15 protein-coding genes are annotated in these 17225 nt (G+C 68.0%); 6 read left to right on the top strand and 9 right to left on the bottom strand.

The features are described 5' to 3' along the window. Nucleotides 1-77: 77 nt before the first annotated feature. From AZSP09_RS00725 to AZSP09_RS00715, 3 genes are all read right to left on the bottom strand, one after another. Complete coding sequence (locus tag AZSP09_RS00725) at nt 78-731, bottom strand: RluA family pseudouridine synthase (RefSeq protein ID WP_152088870.1); 654 nt, start codon at nt 729-731, stop codon at nt 78-80. A gap of 80 nt (nt 732-811) precedes the next feature. Continuing rightward, nucleotides 812-1228, bottom strand: coding sequence for a DUF411 domain-containing protein (locus tag AZSP09_RS00720; RefSeq protein ID WP_152088869.1), 417 nt, complete (start codon nt 1226-1228; stop codon nt 812-814). After that, a complete protein-coding gene (locus tag AZSP09_RS00715; protein ID WP_014238219.1) occupies nt 1222-1734 on the bottom strand; it encodes an ankyrin repeat domain-containing protein in 513 nt (170 codons plus the stop codon). Before AZSP09_RS00715 ends, AZSP09_RS00720 begins: the two co-directional genes overlap by 7 nt. 262 nt (nt 1735-1996) lie before the next feature. Here AZSP09_RS00715 and cysK point away from each other — a divergent pair, with 262 nt between their 5' ends. Beyond that, entirely contained in the window at nt 1997-2929 is a 933-nt protein-coding gene (cysK, locus tag AZSP09_RS00710) for a cysteine synthase A (protein WP_014238220.1), read from the top strand. Nucleotides 2930-2997: 68 nt separating this feature from the next. After that, nucleotides 2998-3534 carry an RBBP9/YdeN family alpha/beta hydrolase gene (locus tag AZSP09_RS00705; protein WP_152088868.1) on the top strand — a complete coding sequence of 179 codons (537 nt, stop codon included), beginning with the start codon at nt 2998-3000 and terminating at the stop codon, nt 3532-3534. Between the two features lie 10 nt (nt 3535-3544). Here the strand turns inward: AZSP09_RS00705 and AZSP09_RS00700 are convergent, their stop codons facing one another. Further along, a complete protein-coding gene (locus AZSP09_RS00700) occupies nt 3545-4027 on the bottom strand; it encodes a hypothetical protein (protein ID WP_152088867.1) in 483 nt (160 codons plus the stop codon). 242 nt (nt 4028-4269) lie between these two features. Between AZSP09_RS00700 and gdhA the strand changes: the two genes are divergently transcribed. Beyond that, the gene (gene gdhA / locus AZSP09_RS00695) at nt 4270-5616 is read left to right on the top strand and encodes an NADP-specific glutamate dehydrogenase (protein WP_130458853.1); all 1347 of its coding nucleotides are present in this window, start codon (nt 4270-4272) and stop codon (nt 5614-5616) included. Nucleotides 5617-5685: 69 nt separating this feature from the next. Here the strand turns inward: gdhA and AZSP09_RS00690 are convergent, their stop codons facing one another. The 5 genes from AZSP09_RS00690 to fdxA all read right to left on the bottom strand — a co-directional run bounded on the left by AZSP09_RS00690 (nt 5686) and on the right by fdxA (nt 14724). Beyond that, nucleotides 5686-7353: a long-chain-fatty-acid--CoA ligase gene (locus AZSP09_RS00690; RefSeq protein ID WP_152088866.1), complete on the bottom strand. Its 1668-nt coding sequence runs from the start codon at nt 7351-7353 to the stop codon at nt 5686-5688. Nucleotides 7354-7683: 330 nt separating this feature from the next. Further along, nucleotides 7684-8133, bottom strand: a complete 450-nt coding sequence (locus AZSP09_RS00685) for a CBS domain-containing protein (RefSeq protein WP_014238225.1) — start codon at nt 8131-8133, stop codon at nt 7684-7686. A 125-nt stretch (nt 8134-8258) separates the two neighbouring features. Then, nucleotides 8259-11600 carry a UvrD-helicase domain-containing protein gene (locus AZSP09_RS00680; RefSeq protein ID WP_172974663.1) on the bottom strand — a complete coding sequence of 1114 codons (3342 nt, stop codon included), beginning with the start codon at nt 11598-11600 and terminating at the stop codon, nt 8259-8261. Further along, complete coding sequence (locus AZSP09_RS00675; protein WP_152088864.1) at nt 11593-14385, bottom strand: PD-(D/E)XK nuclease family protein; 2793 nt, start codon at nt 14383-14385, stop codon at nt 11593-11595. Before AZSP09_RS00675 ends, AZSP09_RS00680 begins: the two co-directional genes overlap by 8 nt. Before the next feature lie 15 nt (nt 14386-14400). Further along, nucleotides 14401-14724 carry a ferredoxin FdxA gene (fdxA, locus tag AZSP09_RS00670; RefSeq protein ID WP_014238228.1) on the bottom strand — a complete coding sequence of 108 codons (324 nt, stop codon included), beginning with the start codon at nt 14722-14724 and terminating at the stop codon, nt 14401-14403. Between the two features lie 230 nt (nt 14725-14954). On the opposite strand from fdxA, the gene trxA reads away from it, so the two are divergent. From trxA to rpmE, 3 genes are all read left to right on the top strand, one after another. Next, nucleotides 14955-15281, top strand: coding sequence for a thioredoxin TrxA (trxA, locus tag AZSP09_RS00665; RefSeq protein ID WP_014238229.1), 327 nt, complete (start codon nt 14955-14957; stop codon nt 15279-15281). A gap of 301 nt (nt 15282-15582) precedes the next feature. Continuing rightward, nucleotides 15583-16845 (top strand): transcription termination factor Rho, encoded by a 1263-nt coding sequence (gene rho, locus AZSP09_RS00660; protein ID WP_014238230.1) that lies wholly within the window; start codon nt 15583-15585, stop codon nt 16843-16845. A 113-nt stretch (nt 16846-16958) separates the two neighbouring features. Beyond that, nucleotides 16959-17174, top strand: a complete 216-nt coding sequence (rpmE, locus tag AZSP09_RS00655; RefSeq protein ID WP_014238231.1) for a 50S ribosomal protein L31 — start codon at nt 16959-16961, stop codon at nt 17172-17174. Nucleotides 17175-17225 lie beyond the last annotated feature (51 nt).

Below are 17225 nucleotides of genomic sequence, written 5' to 3'. Positions count from 1 at the left end.
TTGTGCTGGAAAGGTTTCGGAGTTTATCACAGGCCCGCCCGGCGCCCTCCCCGGCCGAGGCGTGGAAGACGCCGGTTTCAGAAGGGCGGCGGCGACTCGAAGCGGAGGGCCTCGTCGGTGATGGGATGGCGGAATTCGAGGCGGGAGGCGTGCAGCAGCAGACGTTCGGCCCGCGCCTGGGCCGGCCCGGCATACAACTCGTCCCCCAGGATGGGATGGCCGATGGCCGCCATGTGTACCCGCAGCTGATGGGTGCGGCCGGTCACTGGCTCCAGCTCCACCCGGGAACAGTCCCCGGCGGCATCGGCGGCCAGGCGGCGAAAACGGGTCAGGGAAGGCTTGCCCTCCTGGAAATCCACTTTCTGCCGGGGCCGGTTGGGCCAGTCCACGATCAGGGGCAGATCCACCGCCCCTTCCTTGTCCTGCAGCACGCCGGCCACCACCGCCTGGTAGCGCTTGCTCACCTTGCGCTCGCGGAACATCTCGAACAGCTTTTTCTGCATGGCCGGCCCCCGGGCCAGCACCAGCAGGCCGGAAGTGTCCATGTCCAGCCGGTGGGCGATCATGGCGTCGGCAAAGACCGCCTGCACCCGGGACACCAGGCAGTCCGCCTTGTCCTCGCCGCGGCCGGGCACGGAAAGCAGGCCGGCCGGCTTGTTGACCACCACCAGGGCGCCGTCTTCGTAGAGCAGGTCGAGGCCTGCATCGGGGGGAGGCTGATAGGAAATCACGGAAGCTGCCAGGTCGCAAAAAAGGCGCAGCCTACCTCAAGAAGGCGCCGCCCGGCCACCGCCGGCCCGGGAACGGAGGCTCAGGGCGCCGCCGGGAAGGGGGCGGAACGGCCGCCCCAGAACATCAGCTCGGTCTGGCCGGCGGGCGCCGGCGTGCCGGCCCGGGCCAGACCCAGGGCCACGGGCTTTTCCTTGAGCAGCTGGCGGATCAGGGCCGGCGGCACCGGCCCCTCGATGATGTAGCCGCCGGTGCGGGCAGTGACGAAGGAGGCGAAATTCTCCGGCACCGCCAGCCAGCGGCGGGTGGAGGCCACGCTCACCACTTCGTTGCGGCGCACGGTAAAGCCGTTGGCGCGCAACTGGGCTTCCCATTCACCGCAGGGACGGCAGGCGGATTCGTGGAAAATCTCGATCACCGGTGCCCCGCCCTCCTGGGCATGCAGGGGCAGGGCCGGGGCCAGCAGGGCCAGGCACAGCAGCAGGCGGCGGTTCAGCATCCGGCTTTCCCCGGCTTGCAGCCTTTGAGCATCCACAGGGAAATGATGCCCACCGCCTCGTTGGCCATGGTCTTGCGGCCCATGCTGGTGACCGTGCGGCCGTTGCTGGTCACCGCATTGACGTCGGCGCCGGCCTGCAGCAGCAGGGTGGCGTTGGCCGACTTGTCGGCGTAGGCCGCCAGATGCAGGGGGGTGGCGCCCTCCCCGTCCCGGGCATTGACGTCGGCACCGGCGGCCAGCAGGGCCTTGACCACGCCGCTGTCCGGATTGGTGGCGGCCAGGTGCAGGGGGGTGGAGCCCATGTCGGTGCGGGCGTCCTTGAGGCCGGGCTGGCGCTTGAGCAGGGCCTGCATCTCGGCGGCCGTGCCCAGGCGGGCCACGTCGTGCACCGGCTGGTCCGGCGACAGGCTCTGGGCGTGGGCATGGGGCGCCAGGAAGACGGAAAGGAACAGGCTGAAGACGACGCCGATGCAAAGGCCGATCAGGGAGCGGAGGGCATAGGGCATGGCACGGTCTCCGGCGACGCAGGAGGGAAAAGCGGGGAACTGGCGTGGGCGCATGGTTTGAGCGGGGTCCGGGAATTTCGTTGGATGCAGCGTAGCATCTACCACCCCCTCGCGGCTTGTCTTTCACCTGCATCAAAACCCGGAGGTGCCGGGGCGGTCGAAATAACCAGACGTTATCTCTTTAGTCCCACCTGATCTTTGTTCGCCGGGCGCCATGGTTTAGATTGGCGCCATTCTCCGCATACCGCCCAAAGGAAATTCCATGAAAATCGCCAAGGATGTGACCCAGCTGGTGGGCAAGACCCCCCTGGTCCAACTCAACCGCGTCGCTGCCGGCATCGAGGGCACCGTGGCCCTGAAGCTGGAATATTTCAACCCGGCCCACAGCGTCAAGGACCGGATCGCCGTGGCCATGATCGACGCGGCCCAGGCCGCCGGCAAGATCAAGCCCGACACCATCGTCCTGGAACCCACCTCCGGCAACACCGGCATCGGCCTGGCCATGGTCTGTGCCGCCCGCGGCATCAAGGCCGCCTTCGTCATGCCCGAAACCATGAGCCGGGAGCGCAAGCTGCTGCTCAAGGCCTACGGCGCCGAGCTGATCCTCACCCCCGGCCCCGAAGGCATGGGCGGTGCCATCAAGAAGGCCCAGGAGCTGGCCGAGAGCGACTCGCGCTATTTCATTCCCCAGCAGTTCGAGAACCCGGCCAACCCGGAAGTGCATCGCAACACCACCGCTGAGGAAATCTGGGCCGACACCGACGGCCAGGTGGACATTTTCGTCGCCGGCGTCGGCACCGGCGGCACCGTCACCGGCGTCGGCGAAGTGCTGAAGGCCCGCAAACCCGGCGTCCAGGTCTTCGCCGTGGAGCCCGATGCCTCCCCGGTGCTCTCCGGCGGCGCCAAGGGCCCCCACCCCATCCAGGGCATTGGCGCCGGCTTCGTGCCCGCCGTGCTCAACACCCAGGTTTACGACGGCGTGGTGCGGGTCAAGAACGACGACGCCTTCGCCACCGCCCGCCGCCTGGCCACGGAAGAAGGCCTGCTGGTGGGCATTTCCTCCGGCGCCGCGGTATGGGCCGCCCTGGAAATCGCCAGGAAACCGGAAAACAAGGGCAAGCTGACCGTGGTGGTGATCCCCTCCTTCGGCGAACGCTACCTGTCCACCGCCCTCTACCAGCACCTGGAAGTCTGACCCCGGATGCTCCCGAACGCCCCGGCCCGCCGGGGCGTTCGGCTGTCCGGGCACGGCAGGAAGCGCCCATGAGCAACGCCCATCCCGTCCTCATCGTGCCCGGCTTCGGCAACTCCGGGCCCGACCATTGGCAGAGCCGCTGGCAGGCTGCCGAGCCCCGTTTCCGCCGGGTCGAGCAGCAATCCTGGGAGGCGCCCCATTACACAGACTGGCGCCATGCCCTGGAAGCGGCCGTGGCGGCGGCACCCAGCCCGCCCATCCTGGTGGCCCACAGCCTGGGCTGCCTGCTGGTGAGCCGCTGGGCGGAAGAAAGCCGCCTGCCGGTACAAGGCGCCCTGCTGGTGGCGCCCCCCGACCCCCAGGGGCCGGCCTTTCCGGCCGAGGCCAGGGGTTTCTCGCCCCTGGCCCGCAGCGCCCTGCCCTTTCCCAGCCTGGTGGTGGCCAGCCGGGACGATCCCTACGGCCACCTCATCTTCGCCGCCCAGTGCGCCGCCCTGTGGGGCAGCCGCTTCGTGGACGCGGGCTACTGCGGCCACATCAATGCCGACAGCGGCCTCGGCGACTGGCCCTGGGGCCGGGAACTGTTGCGCAGCCTCGAGGCCTGAAGCACCGGCCTCAGTGGGCCATGGGCTTCCAGCCCGGGTGGTCGAAGTAGCGGCCGTAATCCTCCAGGGCGCCGAGCACCTTGGCGGCGCCGCGGCGGGGATCGCCGCCCTTGCTCTTGCCGGCCATGGCCTCGATGCCGGCGCCCAGGTCGGCCAGCACCAGATGCAGCATGGCGTCGGCTTCCGGTGCCAGTTTGCAGGCGGCAACGATGCCGCCCACCTCCCGCTCCAGACTCGCCGCCAGCTTGGCGTAGCCGGCCCGGTTCAGGCGGTTGCCGTGGATTTCCGCCAGACGGGGCTCCATGGCAGCCTGGATACGGCTCATGCCGTCCCGCAGGGGCGCATCGGTGGCCCACTTCTGGCCCTGGTTGAGCTGCAGGGTCGGCGTGGCGGCGCCGTGGTGGTGATGGCTGTGGTCCGCCGCCAGGCTGGATGACAGGGGCGCCGCCAGGGCCAGCAGGCAAAGGACGGTCACGAGGGGTTTCTTGTTCATGTGTTCACTCCGGTTTCTCTAGGGGCCCCTATGCTCCCCATCCGGCCGGGGAAATAACATGATCCGTCTTAAAACGAGGCGGCGGCGGAAGGTCGCAGCGCCGGCAGGAAACGGCGGCTGCCTGGCCCCGACAGGGAAACCCCGGCGCCCTGCTGGCAAGGGGCATTCCGAGCTTTTGGCGTCTACGCGCACCAAATTGGTGCATAATTCCCGGCGTTTTTTTCATCTTCCGAAAGCACGCCATGAACGACACCCTGGATTCCTTTCTTGCCCGCCTGCAGCTCCGGGACCCGCAACAGCCGGAGTTTCTCCAGGCCGTGAAGGAGGTCCTGGAAACCCTGTGGCCCTTCCTCCAGGAAAATCCCCGCTACCGTCGCCTGGGCCTGCTGGAACGCATCGTCGAGCCGGAACGGGCCATCATGTTCCGCGTGCCCTGGGTGGACGATGCCGGCCAGGTCCAGGTCAATCGGGGCTACCGCATCCAGATGAGTTCGGCCATCGGCCCCTACAAGGGCGGCATCCGCTTTCACCCCTCGGTCAATCTCTCCATCCTCAAGTTCCTGGCCTTTGAACAGGTGTTCAAGAACTCCCTCACCACCCTGCCCATGGGCGGCGGCAAGGGCGGTGCCGACTTCGACCCCAAGGGCAAGAGCGACCTGGAGGTGATGCGCTTCTGCCAGGCCTTCATGGCCGAACTGCACAAGCACATCGGCGCCGACATCGACGTGCCGGCCGGCGACATCGGCGTCGGCGGCCGGGAGGTGGGCTACATGTTCGGCATGTACAAGAAGCTGGAAGGGGAGTTTTCCTCCGTCCTCACCGGCAAGGGCCTGGACTACGGCGGCAGCCTGATCCGCCCCGAAGCCACCGGCTACGGCACCATCTACTTCGTCGAGAACATGCTGGCCACCCGCAACATGGGCCTGGAAGGCCTGCGCGTCACCGTCTCCGGCTCCGGCAACGTGGCCCAGTTCGCCGCCCAGAAGGCCATGCGCCTGGGGGCCAAGGTCATCAGCGTTTCCGACTCCGGCGGCACAGTGCACGACCCGGACGGCATGACCGAAGAGAAGTGGTCGGCCCTGCACCACATCAAGGAAGTGCAGCGGGGCCGGGTCGAGGACTATGCCCGCCAGTTCGGCCTCACCTTCCTGCCGGGCCAGCGGCCCTGGTCCATTCCCTGCGACGTGGCCCTGCCCTGCGCCACCCAGAACGAGCTGGACGGCAACGACGCCCGCACCCTGCTGCAGAACGGCGTGCGCTGCGTTGCCGAGGGCGCCAACATGCCCTCCACCCTGGAAGCGGTCCATGCCTTCCTCGAGGCCGGCATCCTCTACGCCCCGGGCAAGGCCTCCAATGCAGGCGGGGTCGCCGTCTCCGGCCTGGAAATGAGCCAGAACGCCCTGCGCCTGTCCTGGACCCGGGACGAGGTGGACCAGCGCCTGAAGCAGATCATGCTCTCCATCCACGCCGCCTGCGTCGGCCACGGCAGCGGCCGGGGCCAGCGGGGCAGCATCAACTACGTGGCCGGCGCCAACATCGCCGGCTTCGTCAAGGTGGCCGACGCCATGCTGGCCCAGGGCGTGGTCTGATCCCGGCGCCAAGGCCAAAACAAAAGGCCCCGCATGCGGGGCCTTTTTCATGGGACCTGGCGCGGCGGATCAGGCCGCTTCCTTCAGCGCCCGGCGCAGGATCTTGCCCACGTTGGTCTTGGGCAGGTCGTCGCGGAACTCCACCAGATGGGGCACCTTGTAGCCGGTGAGGTTCTCCTTGCAGTGGGCGATGAGCTGCTCCTTGGTCACCGACTTGTCCTTGAGCACCACGAATATCTTCACCGCCTCGCCCGAATGCTCGCTCGGCACCCCCACCGCGGCCACTTCCATGACCGCCGGATGCATGGCCACCACGGCCTCCACCTCGTTGGGATACACATTGAAGCCGGACACCAGGATCATGTCCTTCTTGCGGTCCACGATGCGCACGAAGCCCTTCTCGTCCATGACGCCAACGTCGCCGGTGCGCAGGAAGCCGTCGGCGTAGAACACCGTGGCGGTTTCATCCGGGCGCAGCCAGTAGCCCTTCATCACCTGGGGGCCGCGGATGCAGATTTCGCCGGCCTGGCCCACCGGCAGGTCGTTGCCCAGGTCGTCGCGGATGACGATCTCGGTGGAGGAGATGGGCAGGCCGATGGCGCCGTTGAATTCGCCCAGGTCCAGGGGATTGATGGTGGCCGCCGGCGAGGTCTCGGTCAGGCCGTAGGCTTCGATCAGGGGCTTGCCGGTGACCTGGCGCCACTTCTGGGCCACGGACTTCTGCACCGCCATGCCGCCCCCCAGGGCCGCGCGCAGGGCCGAAAAATCCAGCTTGGCGAAATCCGGGTTGTTGAGCAGGGCGTTGAACAGGGTGTTCACCCCGGTGATGACGGTGAACTTGTACTGGGCCAGCTCCTTGACGAAGCCCGGAATATCCCGGGGATTGGTGATCAGCACATTGGTGGCGCCGATCTTGAGGAAGGTCAGGCAGTTCGCCGTCAGGGAGAAGATGTGGTACAGCGGCAGGGCGGTGATGATGAGCTGCTGGTCCTTGTGCAGGAAAGGCTCGATCCAGGCGTGGGCCTGCTGCAGGTTGGCGATGATGTTGCGGTGGAGCAGCATGGCGCCCTTGGCCACGCCGGTGGTGCCGCCGGTGTATTGCAGATAGGCGATGTCCTCGTGGCCCACCTGCACCGGACGCAGGGTGGCACCCTTGCCCCGGGCCATGGCGGCCTTGAACTTGACGTGGCGCGGCAACTTCCAGGCCGGCACCATCTTCTTCACGTGGCGCACCACCAGATTGACCACGGTGCCCTTGAGCGCACCGAGCATGTCGCCGAGGGAGGTGACGATGACGTGCTTCAGGCCCGGCACCAGGGGCAGGGCCTGCTCCAGGGTGTGGGCGAAGTTCTCGACGATGACGATGGCTTCGGCGCCGGAATCCTTCAGTTGGTGTTCCAGCTCCCGGTGGGTATAGAGGGGGTTGCAGTTCACCACCACGTAGCCGGCCCGCAGGGCGCCGAACATGCACACCGGATACTGCAGCAGATTGGGCATCATCAGGGCGACGCGGGCGCCCTGGGGCAGCTTCAGCACGTCCTGCAGATAGGCGGCGAAGTCCCGGGAGAGCCGGTCCAGCTCGCCGTAGGTGATACCCACGCCCATATTGATGTAGGCCACCCGGTCCCGGTACTGGGCACAGCTCTGCTCGAAAAGCTGGCCCAGGGACTTGAATTCGTTGACGTCGATAAACTCCGGCACGCCTTGCGGGTAACTCCGCAGCCAGATCTTTTCCATGGTTTGGTCTCCTCCTATGGCAGTGGCCAAGGGTCTTGTGGGTTTTCTTATTGACGGTTCAAACGACCGTTTGAAATCATTGTAACCCGAGTTTCACCCCCTTGGTAGTGGGACAACCGGGGCCCGGGGGAAATCCCCTAGGCCCTGCCGATTCATCGCCTCACCCGGCCCCCGGCGGCCATCGCCACGGCCCTGCCGCCAGCCCCGGCAAAGGCTCCTCGGGCTGCACTCCGGAGCACCTCCCGGGCTTTTTCCCGGGCCGTAAACGCCGCTGCCCGCCGGACCTGGAAGGCGCGGCGGGCAGCTTGGCATGGAGGCTACGGCGGCGGATCAGGCGGAGCCTTCCTCGTCCGGCCAGTTCTTGATGTAGTTCTTCAGCATCTTGTTCTCGAAGTTCTGTTCCTCGAGTACGGACTTGGCCACGTCGAGGAAGGAGAGCACGCCCATCAGGGTGGTGCCGTCCATCACCGGCACGTAGCGCTGGTGGTTTTCGATGAGCAGGTGGCGCAGCTCGTTGGTTTCCATATCGGGGCTGGCCGTGATGGGCGCGGAGAGCATCACGTCCTCGACCTTGACGCTGGCCAGGTTGCCCTTGTGCCGGTGCACCGCCTTCAGCACTTCGCGGAAGGTCAGCATGCCGACCATCTTGCCGCCGCCCATGACCACCAGGGAGCCCACGTCGTTTTCGGCCATGGCGGCCACGGCGTTGTCCAGGGTCTGCTGGGGCATGGCCGTGAACAGCACCGTTCCCTTGATCGCCAGAATATCCCGCACATGCATGTCTGTTCCCCTTGTCGCTTATGTTCGCTGTCGTCGCTGTCTCATTGTCTCCGGCACCTGGGGAGGGCCGGACCCGGATTAGTGATCGGATGTTAGTTCATCCCCTGCAATAGGGAAAGTGGCGTTTACCCCAAATCGGACAGCATTTCTTGCACCTCCAGCAGGGTGCCGTCGCCGAATACCAGGGCGGCGCGTACGGGCTTCTGCCCATAGAGGGGCGTCAGCAGTTCCCGGTACTCCGCCACCTGGCGGCGGTACTCGGCCAGGCGCTTGGTGTCGGCGCGGGAACTCTTGTAATCCACCACCCACACCGCCTCCGGCGTTTCCACCAGACGATCGACCCGCTTCACCTGGCCTTCGGCGTTGCTGATCTCGGCCTCGTTGCGGGCCACCAGGGACGGGTCGAGCAGGAAGGCCAGCTCGGGCCGGGCCATCAGGCGCCGGGCGGCAGCCTCGGCTTCCTCGCCGCCGGCTTCGCTGGCTGTGGCGCCGCCCACCTTGCGCCACCAGTCAGGCTCCAGGGCAAGGCCGGCGGTAAGGCGCTCGAGGCAGCCGTGGAGGAGGATGCCGAAGAGGGCGTCCTCCCCCGGCCCCAGGCGCCGCTCGCCCACGGGCTCCACCGCCAGGAACGGCGCAGGACGCCATTCTTCAGGCAGACCCGGCGAAGACTGGCTTCCCTCCTGGATCCTGGCCATGGCATCCAGACAAAGATCGCCGTAGGCCAGGGTGCCGGCCTCGTCCGCCGTCGCCCCCAGGGCAGCCAGGGCCCGGGCCAGGCGCTGGTAGGGACTGTTCTCGGGAGAGTCGCCCTTTTTCGGCGCGCTGCCGCTGGCGACGAACACCTGCTTGGCCCGGGTGATGGCGACGTAGAGCAGGTTCAGTTCCTCCCGCTCCGCCAGCTTCGCCTCGCCCTCGAACAGGGGCTCCCGGGCCGCCCCCCGGTCGGCCTTGATGCCGTAGAGGGAAAGGTGCTCGGGCCGGGGCGCTTGCGGCGGCCAGTCCACCAGCAGGCTCCAGGCGTCGGCGGGACCGCCGCCCTCGGCATTGGCGTCGAGCAGCCAGACGATGGGCGCTTCCAGGCCCTTGGCGGCGTGGATGGTGAGGATGCGCACCCGGCCCTGGCCGTCGTTGCTGTCACCTTCGACGATGCCTTCGTCCGGCGCCTCATCGGCATCCGCGTCGCGCAAGCGGGACAGCTCGTCGATGAAACGGGGCAGGCTGGGGTAGCGGCCGCCGTCCAGGTCCAGGGCCAGTTGCAGCAGGGCCAGCAGATTGGCCTCCACCCCGGGCCAGAGGGCCGCCGGCACGGCTTCCCGGTAGCGGGCCAGCAGCTCGCCCTGGTGGAAGACCCGGTCCAGCAGATCGTGGGCCGGCAGCACGTCGGCAGCCTTCAGCCAGCCGTCCAGGAGGGCGAAGGCCCGGGCCAGGCGCGGCCGCGCTTCGCCCCGGTTGCACAGGCCCATGAGGCGTTCCCACCAGGGGCCGGGGCCGGCAGCGGCCAGTTGCAGCAGGTCCTCGTCGCCCACGGCGAAGAGGGGCGTGCGCAGCACCTGGGCCAGGGCCAGGTCGGCGGAGGGCAGTACCAGGAATTCAAACAGGGCGGCGATGTCCCGGGCTTCCAGGGTCTGCAGCAGGCCGCCCCGGGAGGCCGCCAGATAGGGGATGCCGGCGGCCTTGAGGGCCCGCTCGTAGGCGGCCAGCTGGGTGCGCTTGCGCACCAGCAGCATGACGTCGCCCCAGCGGGCCGGGCGTTCGCCCTCCCCTTCCTTGACCCGCAGCGTGGCCATGAACTGCTGCAGGTGGGCTGCCAGGCGGGCCGCCTCCTCGTCCCGCCGCGGGTCCCTGGCTTCCGTCGCCGGGGTGGTAAGGGGATCACGCAGGGCGGTGCCGGCGCTTTGCTCCTCCTCTTCCGCCAGGCTCACCAGGGGCAGCAGCTCCACCCGGCCCGGCAACTCACCGGCCAGGGAACTTTGGGGGCGGAAGCCGGTGAAGGCGGGCTCGACGCTGAAGAGGGCATTGACCACCTCCACCACCGACCGGGCGTTGCGCCGGGTGGCGTCCTGGGCCAGGCGGCGGGCGCCGAAGTTGTGTTCGAGGAAATCCGCCGCCGTGGCGAAAAGCCTGGGCTCGGCCTGGCGGAAACGGTAGATGGACTGCTTGGGGTCGCCCACCAGGAACAGGCAGGGGGCCTCGCCACCGTCGCCATGGGTGTAGGCGTCAAGCCAGGCCAGGAGGATCTGCCATTGCAGGGGGTTGGTGTCCTGGAACTCGTCCAGCAGGATGTGCTTGTAGCGGGCGTCCAGGCGGGCCTGCAGGAAGGCGGCGTGGCCCTCGTCCTGCAGCAGTTGCAGCACCTGCCATTCCGCGTCCACGAAGTCGATCAGGCGGCGGGCCTGCTTATGCTTTTCCAGGCGCTCGAGGAAGGCGGCCCCCAGGCTGAGGCCGTGGCGGTTGAACTCGAGAATCTGCTCGGCCCGCAGCACTTCCCTGGTGGCCAGGATGGCTTCGCCGAGACGCTGGTGCAGGTCGAGGAAGCGGGCGGCGCCGTCGCTGCCGAAGCGCTTGTCGAGGGCGCCGGAGGGCTTGCGCGAGCGCAGGGTGCCGCTCTGGGTCAGGACCACGCTGCCGAGAATGTCGAAGGCGGCCTCCGCCGCCAGCCCCGGCTGCAGGGCCCCACGCAGGGTGGTGGCCAGGCCCTGGTCGGTCTTGGTCTCGCTCTGTTCGAGAAAGCCCAGGTAGGCGTGGTAGTCGGCCTCCCAGCCCGGGGCGAAGAAGGCCTGCAGGCCCTCCCCCGCTTCGCCAACGCCGAGCAGCTGTTGCAGCCGCTCCAGGGCGTGGGCGACGCCGTCTTCCTGGCCGCCGGTGTAGGCCAGCCATTCGGCGCGGCGGGCCACCAGGCGCATCAGCAGGCTGCGGGTGCTGTCCAGGCCGGCGCCCTGCAGCAGGGCGGTGAAATGGCCCGCCAGTTCGCCTTCAGGATCGGCCTGCAGTTCGGCGGCGAAGTTCTGCCACAGTTCTTCCAGCAGACGCCCGGTGGATTCCACCAGGCTGCTGCCGGCCAGGCCGGAGACCAGGGGCGCGGCGGCGATGAGCTGGAGGAACCAGCCGTGGAAGGTATGCACGGAAAGGGGCGGCTGGGCATCCGCCACCCGCTCGTAGAGGCCCCGGGCCCGGCGCAGCAGGCCGGCATCCGCCGTCATGCCGCGCTCGGCGAGGAAAACAGTGGCCTCGACATCGGGCATGGCCGCCAGGTCCCGCAGCCAGCCCATGACCCGCTCCTCGATTTCCCGGGCCGCCTTGCGGGTGAAGGTGATGGCCAGGATGTCGCCGGGGGCGGCGCCCTCCAGCAGCAGACGGACGATGCGGGAAGCCAGCAGCCAGGTCTTGCCGCTGCCGGCACAGGCTTCCACCACCACCGAGCGGCGGGGGTCCAGGGCGTCCAGCACCAGTTGGCGGGGATCAGTCATGGCGGGGCTCCCCCGGGGCACAGGCATTCACGCCGTCGTTCATTTCATCCACGTGTTCGTAGCGGCACAGGCCGGACATTTCGCAATAGGTGCACAGGGCGGCGACGCCGTGGGCCGGCAGGGAGGCACCGGCCCGCATGGCCTGTACCGTCCGCACCAGGCGCGCGGCCTGGGCCTGGGCGTCGGCCTGCAGGTCTTCGCTGGCGGAGAGGGCTTCCACCTTGTCGTCGTCCAGCACCACGTAGGCGGCCTCTTCCGCGTCCTCGCCCACCAGGGCGGCGTAGGCGGCCAGCTGCAGGTCCTCTTCCAGGCCGGACTTGATGGCCTGGCGGCTGCGGGTCTTGTAGTCGAGCAGGGAATAGCCGTCGGGGCCGGTGTCGGTGCGGTCGATGCGGCCATGCAGTTCCACCTGGACGCCGTCGGCCAGGGGGAAAAGGCGGCTCTGCTTGGTCTCGGCGTCGTGCCAGTACCAGCCCTCGGCTTCGCGCTGGCGCTGCCAGGCGAGATAGGCGGCGAGGCGCTTTTCCCAGCGCAGGCGCCAGCCCAGGGCCAGGTAGTTGTCGGCCAGGGCCCGGGCGAAGACCTCCCGGGTGAGCGCCTGCAGGGCCGCCAGGGCTTCGGCCTCGGGCACCGGGGTCAGCACCGGGTATTGTTTATGGAAACGTTCCAGCACTTCGTGCACCAGCAGGCCGTAGTCCCGCTTTTCCATTTCCTCGCTGACCTCGTCCAGCTCGTTGAGGCGCAGCACGTGGCGGGCGAAGAAGCGGTAGGGGCAGCCCACCAGGGCGGTGTAGGCGCTGACCGAATACTTGAGGGGCACCGCTTCCGGCGCCAGCACCGGCGCCGGCCGCCGGGTGGGGCCGGGGCGCGCCTCGTCGCCTTCCGGCGGATCGGCCAGGGCGGCCACGGCGCCCTGCAGGCTGCTCCCCCAGGCGAAGCGGTGCAGGGCGGCGAGGCGGTCCAGCTCCGGCGCCAGCAGCTGGGGTTCCCCGTCCCGTTCCTCCTGCCAGGTCACCGCCACCTGGGGCACGCTGGCCAGGAGCAGGGCCAGGTCGGCACGCAGGCGCTCCTGGGCCACAGCCCGGGTGGGCAGGCCCAGTTCCTGGCGCACGCTCTGGTTGAAGAAGGCGGCAGCCGGCTCGGCGGGCTTGAGGCGCCCCGCATCGCCGCCCAGCAACACGGCGGCCTCGAAGGGCCGCAGGCGGGTGGCGGCCAGGTGGGTCATGAGCACCGGACTGTCGATGGAGAGGTCGCGGAAGACTTCGCTTTCCAGCTCCCGGTTGAGCCAGTCGCGGAAGACGTGGAAGGGGAAGCGGTCCCGGCTCTCCGCCAGTTCCTCCCGGCGCTGGGCCAGCAGGTCCAGAATCACCGCCCCGGCGGCATCCTTGAGCAGGCGCTGGCGGGCGCCCAGGGCATCCACCGCCTTTTCCAGGCGGGCGATCCAGTCGGGCAGGGTGGCATCGCGACTGGCCAGCAGCTTGAGGGCCGCTTCCAGACGATCGAGCAGGGCCAGGGCCCGCTCCTGGGCGGCGGTGGGCTGATCCACGGCCTGCAGCACCCGGCGCATGCCGGCCAGGCCGGCCTTGACGCCGCCCCGGCGCACCGCCTGCTCCAGGACGAAGACGGCGCCCTTGCGGGCGTTGTCCCGCAGGTCGTCGCAGAGGAAGGGGGACTTCAAGAGGTCCAGCACGTCCTTGTAATAGGCGGCGCCGGCCACGGTCTCCAGGAGGCCGTCGAGGACAGCGCCGGCCCGGGAGGTGGACAGCTTCCAGCCGGTCTCGTCCGCCACCAGCACCTCGCGCCGCTCCAGCAGGGCCCGCACCCGGCGCGCCACCAGGCGGTCCTGGGCGATCAGGGCGATGCGCCGCTTGCCCTCCTGCAGCCATTGCAGCACCAGGGCGGCAGCGCCCCGGGCCTCCTGTTCCCGACCCCGGGCGGCAAGTATCTGCAGGCCCTCGGCCAGGGGGCTGGCGGGCACCCGGGCCGGCAGGGCGTGGGCCCGTTCCAGCAGGGGCACCATCTCCTGAGCCGGATCGGGCAGGGGCCAGGCGGCGGCCAGGGTGCGCATCAGGGGTGCTTCATCCTGCTGCCGCGGCATGGGGTAGTAGAGGAACACCGGCTGGTGCTCGGCGTAGCGCTGGTAGAAGGCTTTTTCCGCCGGCTTCAGGGCCGTTTCCGGCGGACCGTCCAGCACCGCCACCAGAGGCGCCGCGGCGGCCTCGGCGAGGCGGGCCAGTTGCAGGGCGTAGGCGCCTGGGGCGTCGGGTCGCCCCAGGCCGGCCAGGACCCGCCACAGTTCATGCACCACCCGGGCCTCGAAGGCCAGGGGCACGCTGTGGCGAATGGCGTAGGCCGCCTCCAGCTCGGCGACGAAGGCGGCTTCGTCCGCCGGCAGGGCCAGGGCATTCTCGGTGAGTTCGTCGAAGAGGGCCGCCATCTCCCCGGCCACGCCCCACAGGGCGCCCTCCTCGAACCAGCGGCGCTCGGCCAGGGCGGCCCGCAGCAGCAGCAGGCGCTCGCTCTCCGGCAGGGGGGGCGGCTGCAGCACCTGGGTCCCGGCCCAGCGGGCCAGGGTGTCGCACACCGGCAGCAGCAGGGGCTGGGCGGCCACCCTGCCCAGCTCCCGGCGCAGCAGGGAGGCCAGGGGCAGGCCCGGGACGCAGACGTGCAGGGACGCCAGGTTGAGGCCCAGGCCGCGCTCGGCGCCCAGGGCCAGGATGCCCTGGGCCACGGCCGGCAGAAAACCGGGACCGGCAGGCAGGGGCAGGATTTGCAGGGCGGACATCGAGGCGGACCCGGCTCAGCGTTGCAGCAGCTTGAGCTTGTCCGGCTTGCCGTTCCACTCGTCCGCATCCGCCGGCGCCGGCTGGCGCTGGGTGATGGCCGGCCACTGGCGGGCCAGCTCGGCGTTGAGTTCGATCATGTGCCGCTGTTCCACGGGCACGTCGTCCTCGGCGAAGATGGCCTCCGCCGGGCACTCGGCCACGCACAGGGAGCAGTCGATGCATTCCTGGGGGTCGATGGCGAGGAAGTTGGGCCCCTCGCGGAAGCAGTCTACGGGGCAGACATCGACGCAATCGGTGTACTTGCAGCGGATGCAGTTTTCAGTGACGACGTAGGCCATGGGAATCTCGAAATAATATCGGCATGCGGAATCGGGAATTGCCAGACGCAACCGGCCTTCGCCTGAAGTCGGGCCGTGGCGCCGGATTCCCGGGAGACGAAGTTTACGGCAACTTCCCATGCCCGTGGTTTTTCGTTAGGATAGGCCCGTTCCAACCTGTCCGCCCCTTCCGGCGCCGGACACATTTCCCCCAATCTCCAAAGACTTAGATTCCCAACGAGGCTTTTTCCATGAGCGAACACATCCATTACGTCACCGACGACAGCTTCGAGGCCGAAGTTCTTCAGTCCGAGCAACCCGTGCTGGTGGACTACTGGGCCGAATGGTGCGGTCCCTGCAAGATGATCGCCCCGATCCTGGACGAGGTGTCCACCGAATACGCCGGCAAGCTCAAGGTGGCCAAGCTGAACATCGACGACAACCAGAAGACCCCGGCCAAGTACGGCATCCGCGGCATCCCCACCCTGATGCTGTTCAAGGGCGGCAACGTCGAGGCCACCAAGGTCGGCGCCCTCTCCAAGTCCCAGCTCACCGCCTTTATTGACAGCAACCTGTAAAGTCTTTAGGCTGCCTGCCTGAAAGTTCCGGCCGCGCCGCACCAGGGCGCCTAGCGCATACGAACACTAAAAACCTGCGCGATTAAGGGTTGGACTTTCAGGCTGCAACACACCGGGTTCTCCGGGCCAAGAAGCACCGTCGCTCTCCCCCGCCCTGACCGTTTTCGTTTCAGCCCTGACCGGGTCCGGCCCGCACGCCGCACCTTCGATTCCCGACACTTTCTCTGTCTGCCTTCCACTGCCTGTCGTTTCAACGCGGCTTCCGTCCGCCCTTCCTGAAACTCGACACTCCCCCTACGCCATGCATCTATCCGAACTGAAAAACCTCCACGTCAGCCAATTGCTGGAAATGGCGACGACCAACGAAATCGAGGGCGCCAACCGGCTGCGCAAGCAGGAGTTGATCTTCGCCCTGCTCAAGAAGCATGCGAAGAAGGGCGAGAGCATCTTCGGCGACGGCGTCCTGGAAGTGTTGCCCGACGGCTTCGGTTTCCTGCGTTCCCCGGAAACCTCCTACCTGGCCAGTACCGACGACATCTACGTCTCCCCCTCCCAGATCCGCCGCTTCAACCTGCATACCGGCGACACCATCGAGGGCGAGATCCGCACCCCCAAGGACGGAGAACGCTACTTCGCCCTGGTCAAGGTGGACAAGATCAACTACGAGTCCCCGGAAGCGTGCAAGAGCAAGATTCTCTTCGAGAACCTGACGCCCCTGCACCCCTCCTCCCACCTGCACCTGGAGCGGCCGATCCGCGCCGAGGAGAACACCACCTCCCGCGTCATCGACATGATCGCCCCCATCGGCAAGGGCCAGCGCGGCCTGCTGGTGGCCCCGCCCAAGTCCGGCAAGACCGTGATGCTGCAGCACATCGCCCACGCCATCACGGCCAACCATCCGGACGTGCAGCTGATCGTCCTGCTCATCGACGAGCGTCCGGAAGAAGTGACGGAAATGCAGCGCACCGTGCGCGGCGAAGTGGTGGCCTCCACCTTCGACGAACCGGCCACCCGCCACGTCATCGTCGCCGAAATGGTCATCGAGAAGGCCAAGCGCCTGGTGGAACACAAGAAGGATGTGGTCATCCTGCTCGATTCCATCACCCGCCTGGCCCGCGCCTACAACACCGTGCAGCCCGCCTCCGGCAAGGTGCTGACCGGCGGTGTGGACGCCAACGCCCTGCAGAAGCCCAAGCGCTTCTTCGGCGCTGCCCGCAACATCGAGGAAGGCGGCTCCCTCACCATCATCGCCACCGCCCTGGTGGAAACCGGCTCCCGCATGGACGACGTGATCTACGAAGAGTTCAAGGGCACCGGCAACATGGAAATCCACCTGGATCGCCGCATGGCCGAGAAGCGCATCTACCCGGCCATCAACGTGAACCGCTCCGGCACCCGCCGCGAGGAACTGCTGCTGAAGCCCGACGTGCTGCAGAAGATGTGGGTGCTGCGCAAGCTGCTGTACAACATGGACGACCTGGAAGCGATGGAATTCCTGCTGGACAAGGTCAAGGCCACCAAGGCCAACGCCGAGTTCTTCGACGCCATGCGCAGCGGCCGCTGAGGCCCGGCGGCGCCCCGACAAAACATTTGCAACTACTGGAAAGTTCAGGGATAATCCCGCGTTTTCCAGGGGCCGGTCACAACCGCCGGCCAAGAGACTCGAAAGGACACACCATGAAGCCCGGTATCCACCCCGAATACAACGACATCCAGGTCACCTGCTCCTGCGGCGCCACCTTCACCACCAAGTCCACCATGGGCAAGCCCCTGAACGTGGAAGTGTGCTCCTCCTGCCACCCGTTCTACACCGGCAAGCAGAAGATCATGGACACCGCCGGCCGCGTTGAAAAGTTCAACCAGAAGTTCGGCAACCTGCGCAAGTCCGCCTAAGCTTCTGCGGACGATCCGGCGCCTGGCGCCGCGCAATGAAAAAGGCAGCCA

The sequence above is a fragment of the Azospira sp. I09 genome (genome assembly GCF_009177135.1).
GTDB classification, from domain to species: Bacteria; Pseudomonadota; Gammaproteobacteria; order Burkholderiales; family Rhodocyclaceae; genus Azospira; species Azospira oryzae.
The sequence above is the reverse complement of the archived record's forward strand: the minus strand, read 5'-3'. Positions and strand labels throughout refer to the sequence as shown.

Coding starts and splice junctions, on each gene's coding strand:
- trxA (WP_014238229.1), top strand. CDS start 14,955: ATGAGCGAACACATCCATTACGTCACCGACGACAGCTTCGAGGCCGAA.
- AZSP09_RS00685 (WP_014238225.1), bottom strand. CDS start 8,133: ATGCATGTGCGGGATATTCTGGCGATCAAGGGAACGGTGCTGTTCACG.
- AZSP09_RS00675 (WP_152088864.1), bottom strand. CDS start 14,385: ATGTCCGCCCTGCAAATCCTGCCCCTGCCTGCCGGTCCCGGTTTTCTG.
- AZSP09_RS00705 (WP_152088868.1), top strand. CDS start 2,998: ATGAGCAACGCCCATCCCGTCCTCATCGTGCCCGGCTTCGGCAACTCC.
- rho (WP_014238230.1), top strand. CDS start 15,583: ATGCATCTATCCGAACTGAAAAACCTCCACGTCAGCCAATTGCTGGAA.
- rpmE (WP_014238231.1), top strand. CDS start 16,959: ATGAAGCCCGGTATCCACCCCGAATACAACGACATCCAGGTCACCTGC.
- AZSP09_RS00680 (WP_172974663.1), bottom strand. CDS start 11,600: ATGACTGATCCCCGCCAACTGGTGCTGGACGCCCTGGACCCCCGCCGC.
- gdhA (WP_130458853.1), top strand. CDS start 4,270: ATGAACGACACCCTGGATTCCTTTCTTGCCCGCCTGCAGCTCCGGGAC.
- AZSP09_RS00720 (WP_152088869.1), bottom strand. CDS start 1,228: ATGCTGAACCGCCGCCTGCTGCTGTGCCTGGCCCTGCTGGCCCCGGCC.
- fdxA (WP_014238228.1), bottom strand. CDS start 14,724: ATGGCCTACGTCGTCACTGAAAACTGCATCCGCTGCAAGTACACCGAT.
- cysK (WP_014238220.1), top strand. CDS start 1,997: ATGAAAATCGCCAAGGATGTGACCCAGCTGGTGGGCAAGACCCCCCTG.
- AZSP09_RS00690 (WP_152088866.1), bottom strand. CDS start 7,353: ATGGAAAAGATCTGGCTGCGGAGTTACCCGCAAGGCGTGCCGGAGTTT.
- AZSP09_RS00700 (WP_152088867.1), bottom strand. CDS start 4,027: ATGAACAAGAAACCCCTCGTGACCGTCCTTTGCCTGCTGGCCCTGGCG.
- AZSP09_RS00715 (WP_014238219.1), bottom strand. CDS start 1,734: ATGCCCTATGCCCTCCGCTCCCTGATCGGCCTTTGCATCGGCGTCGTC.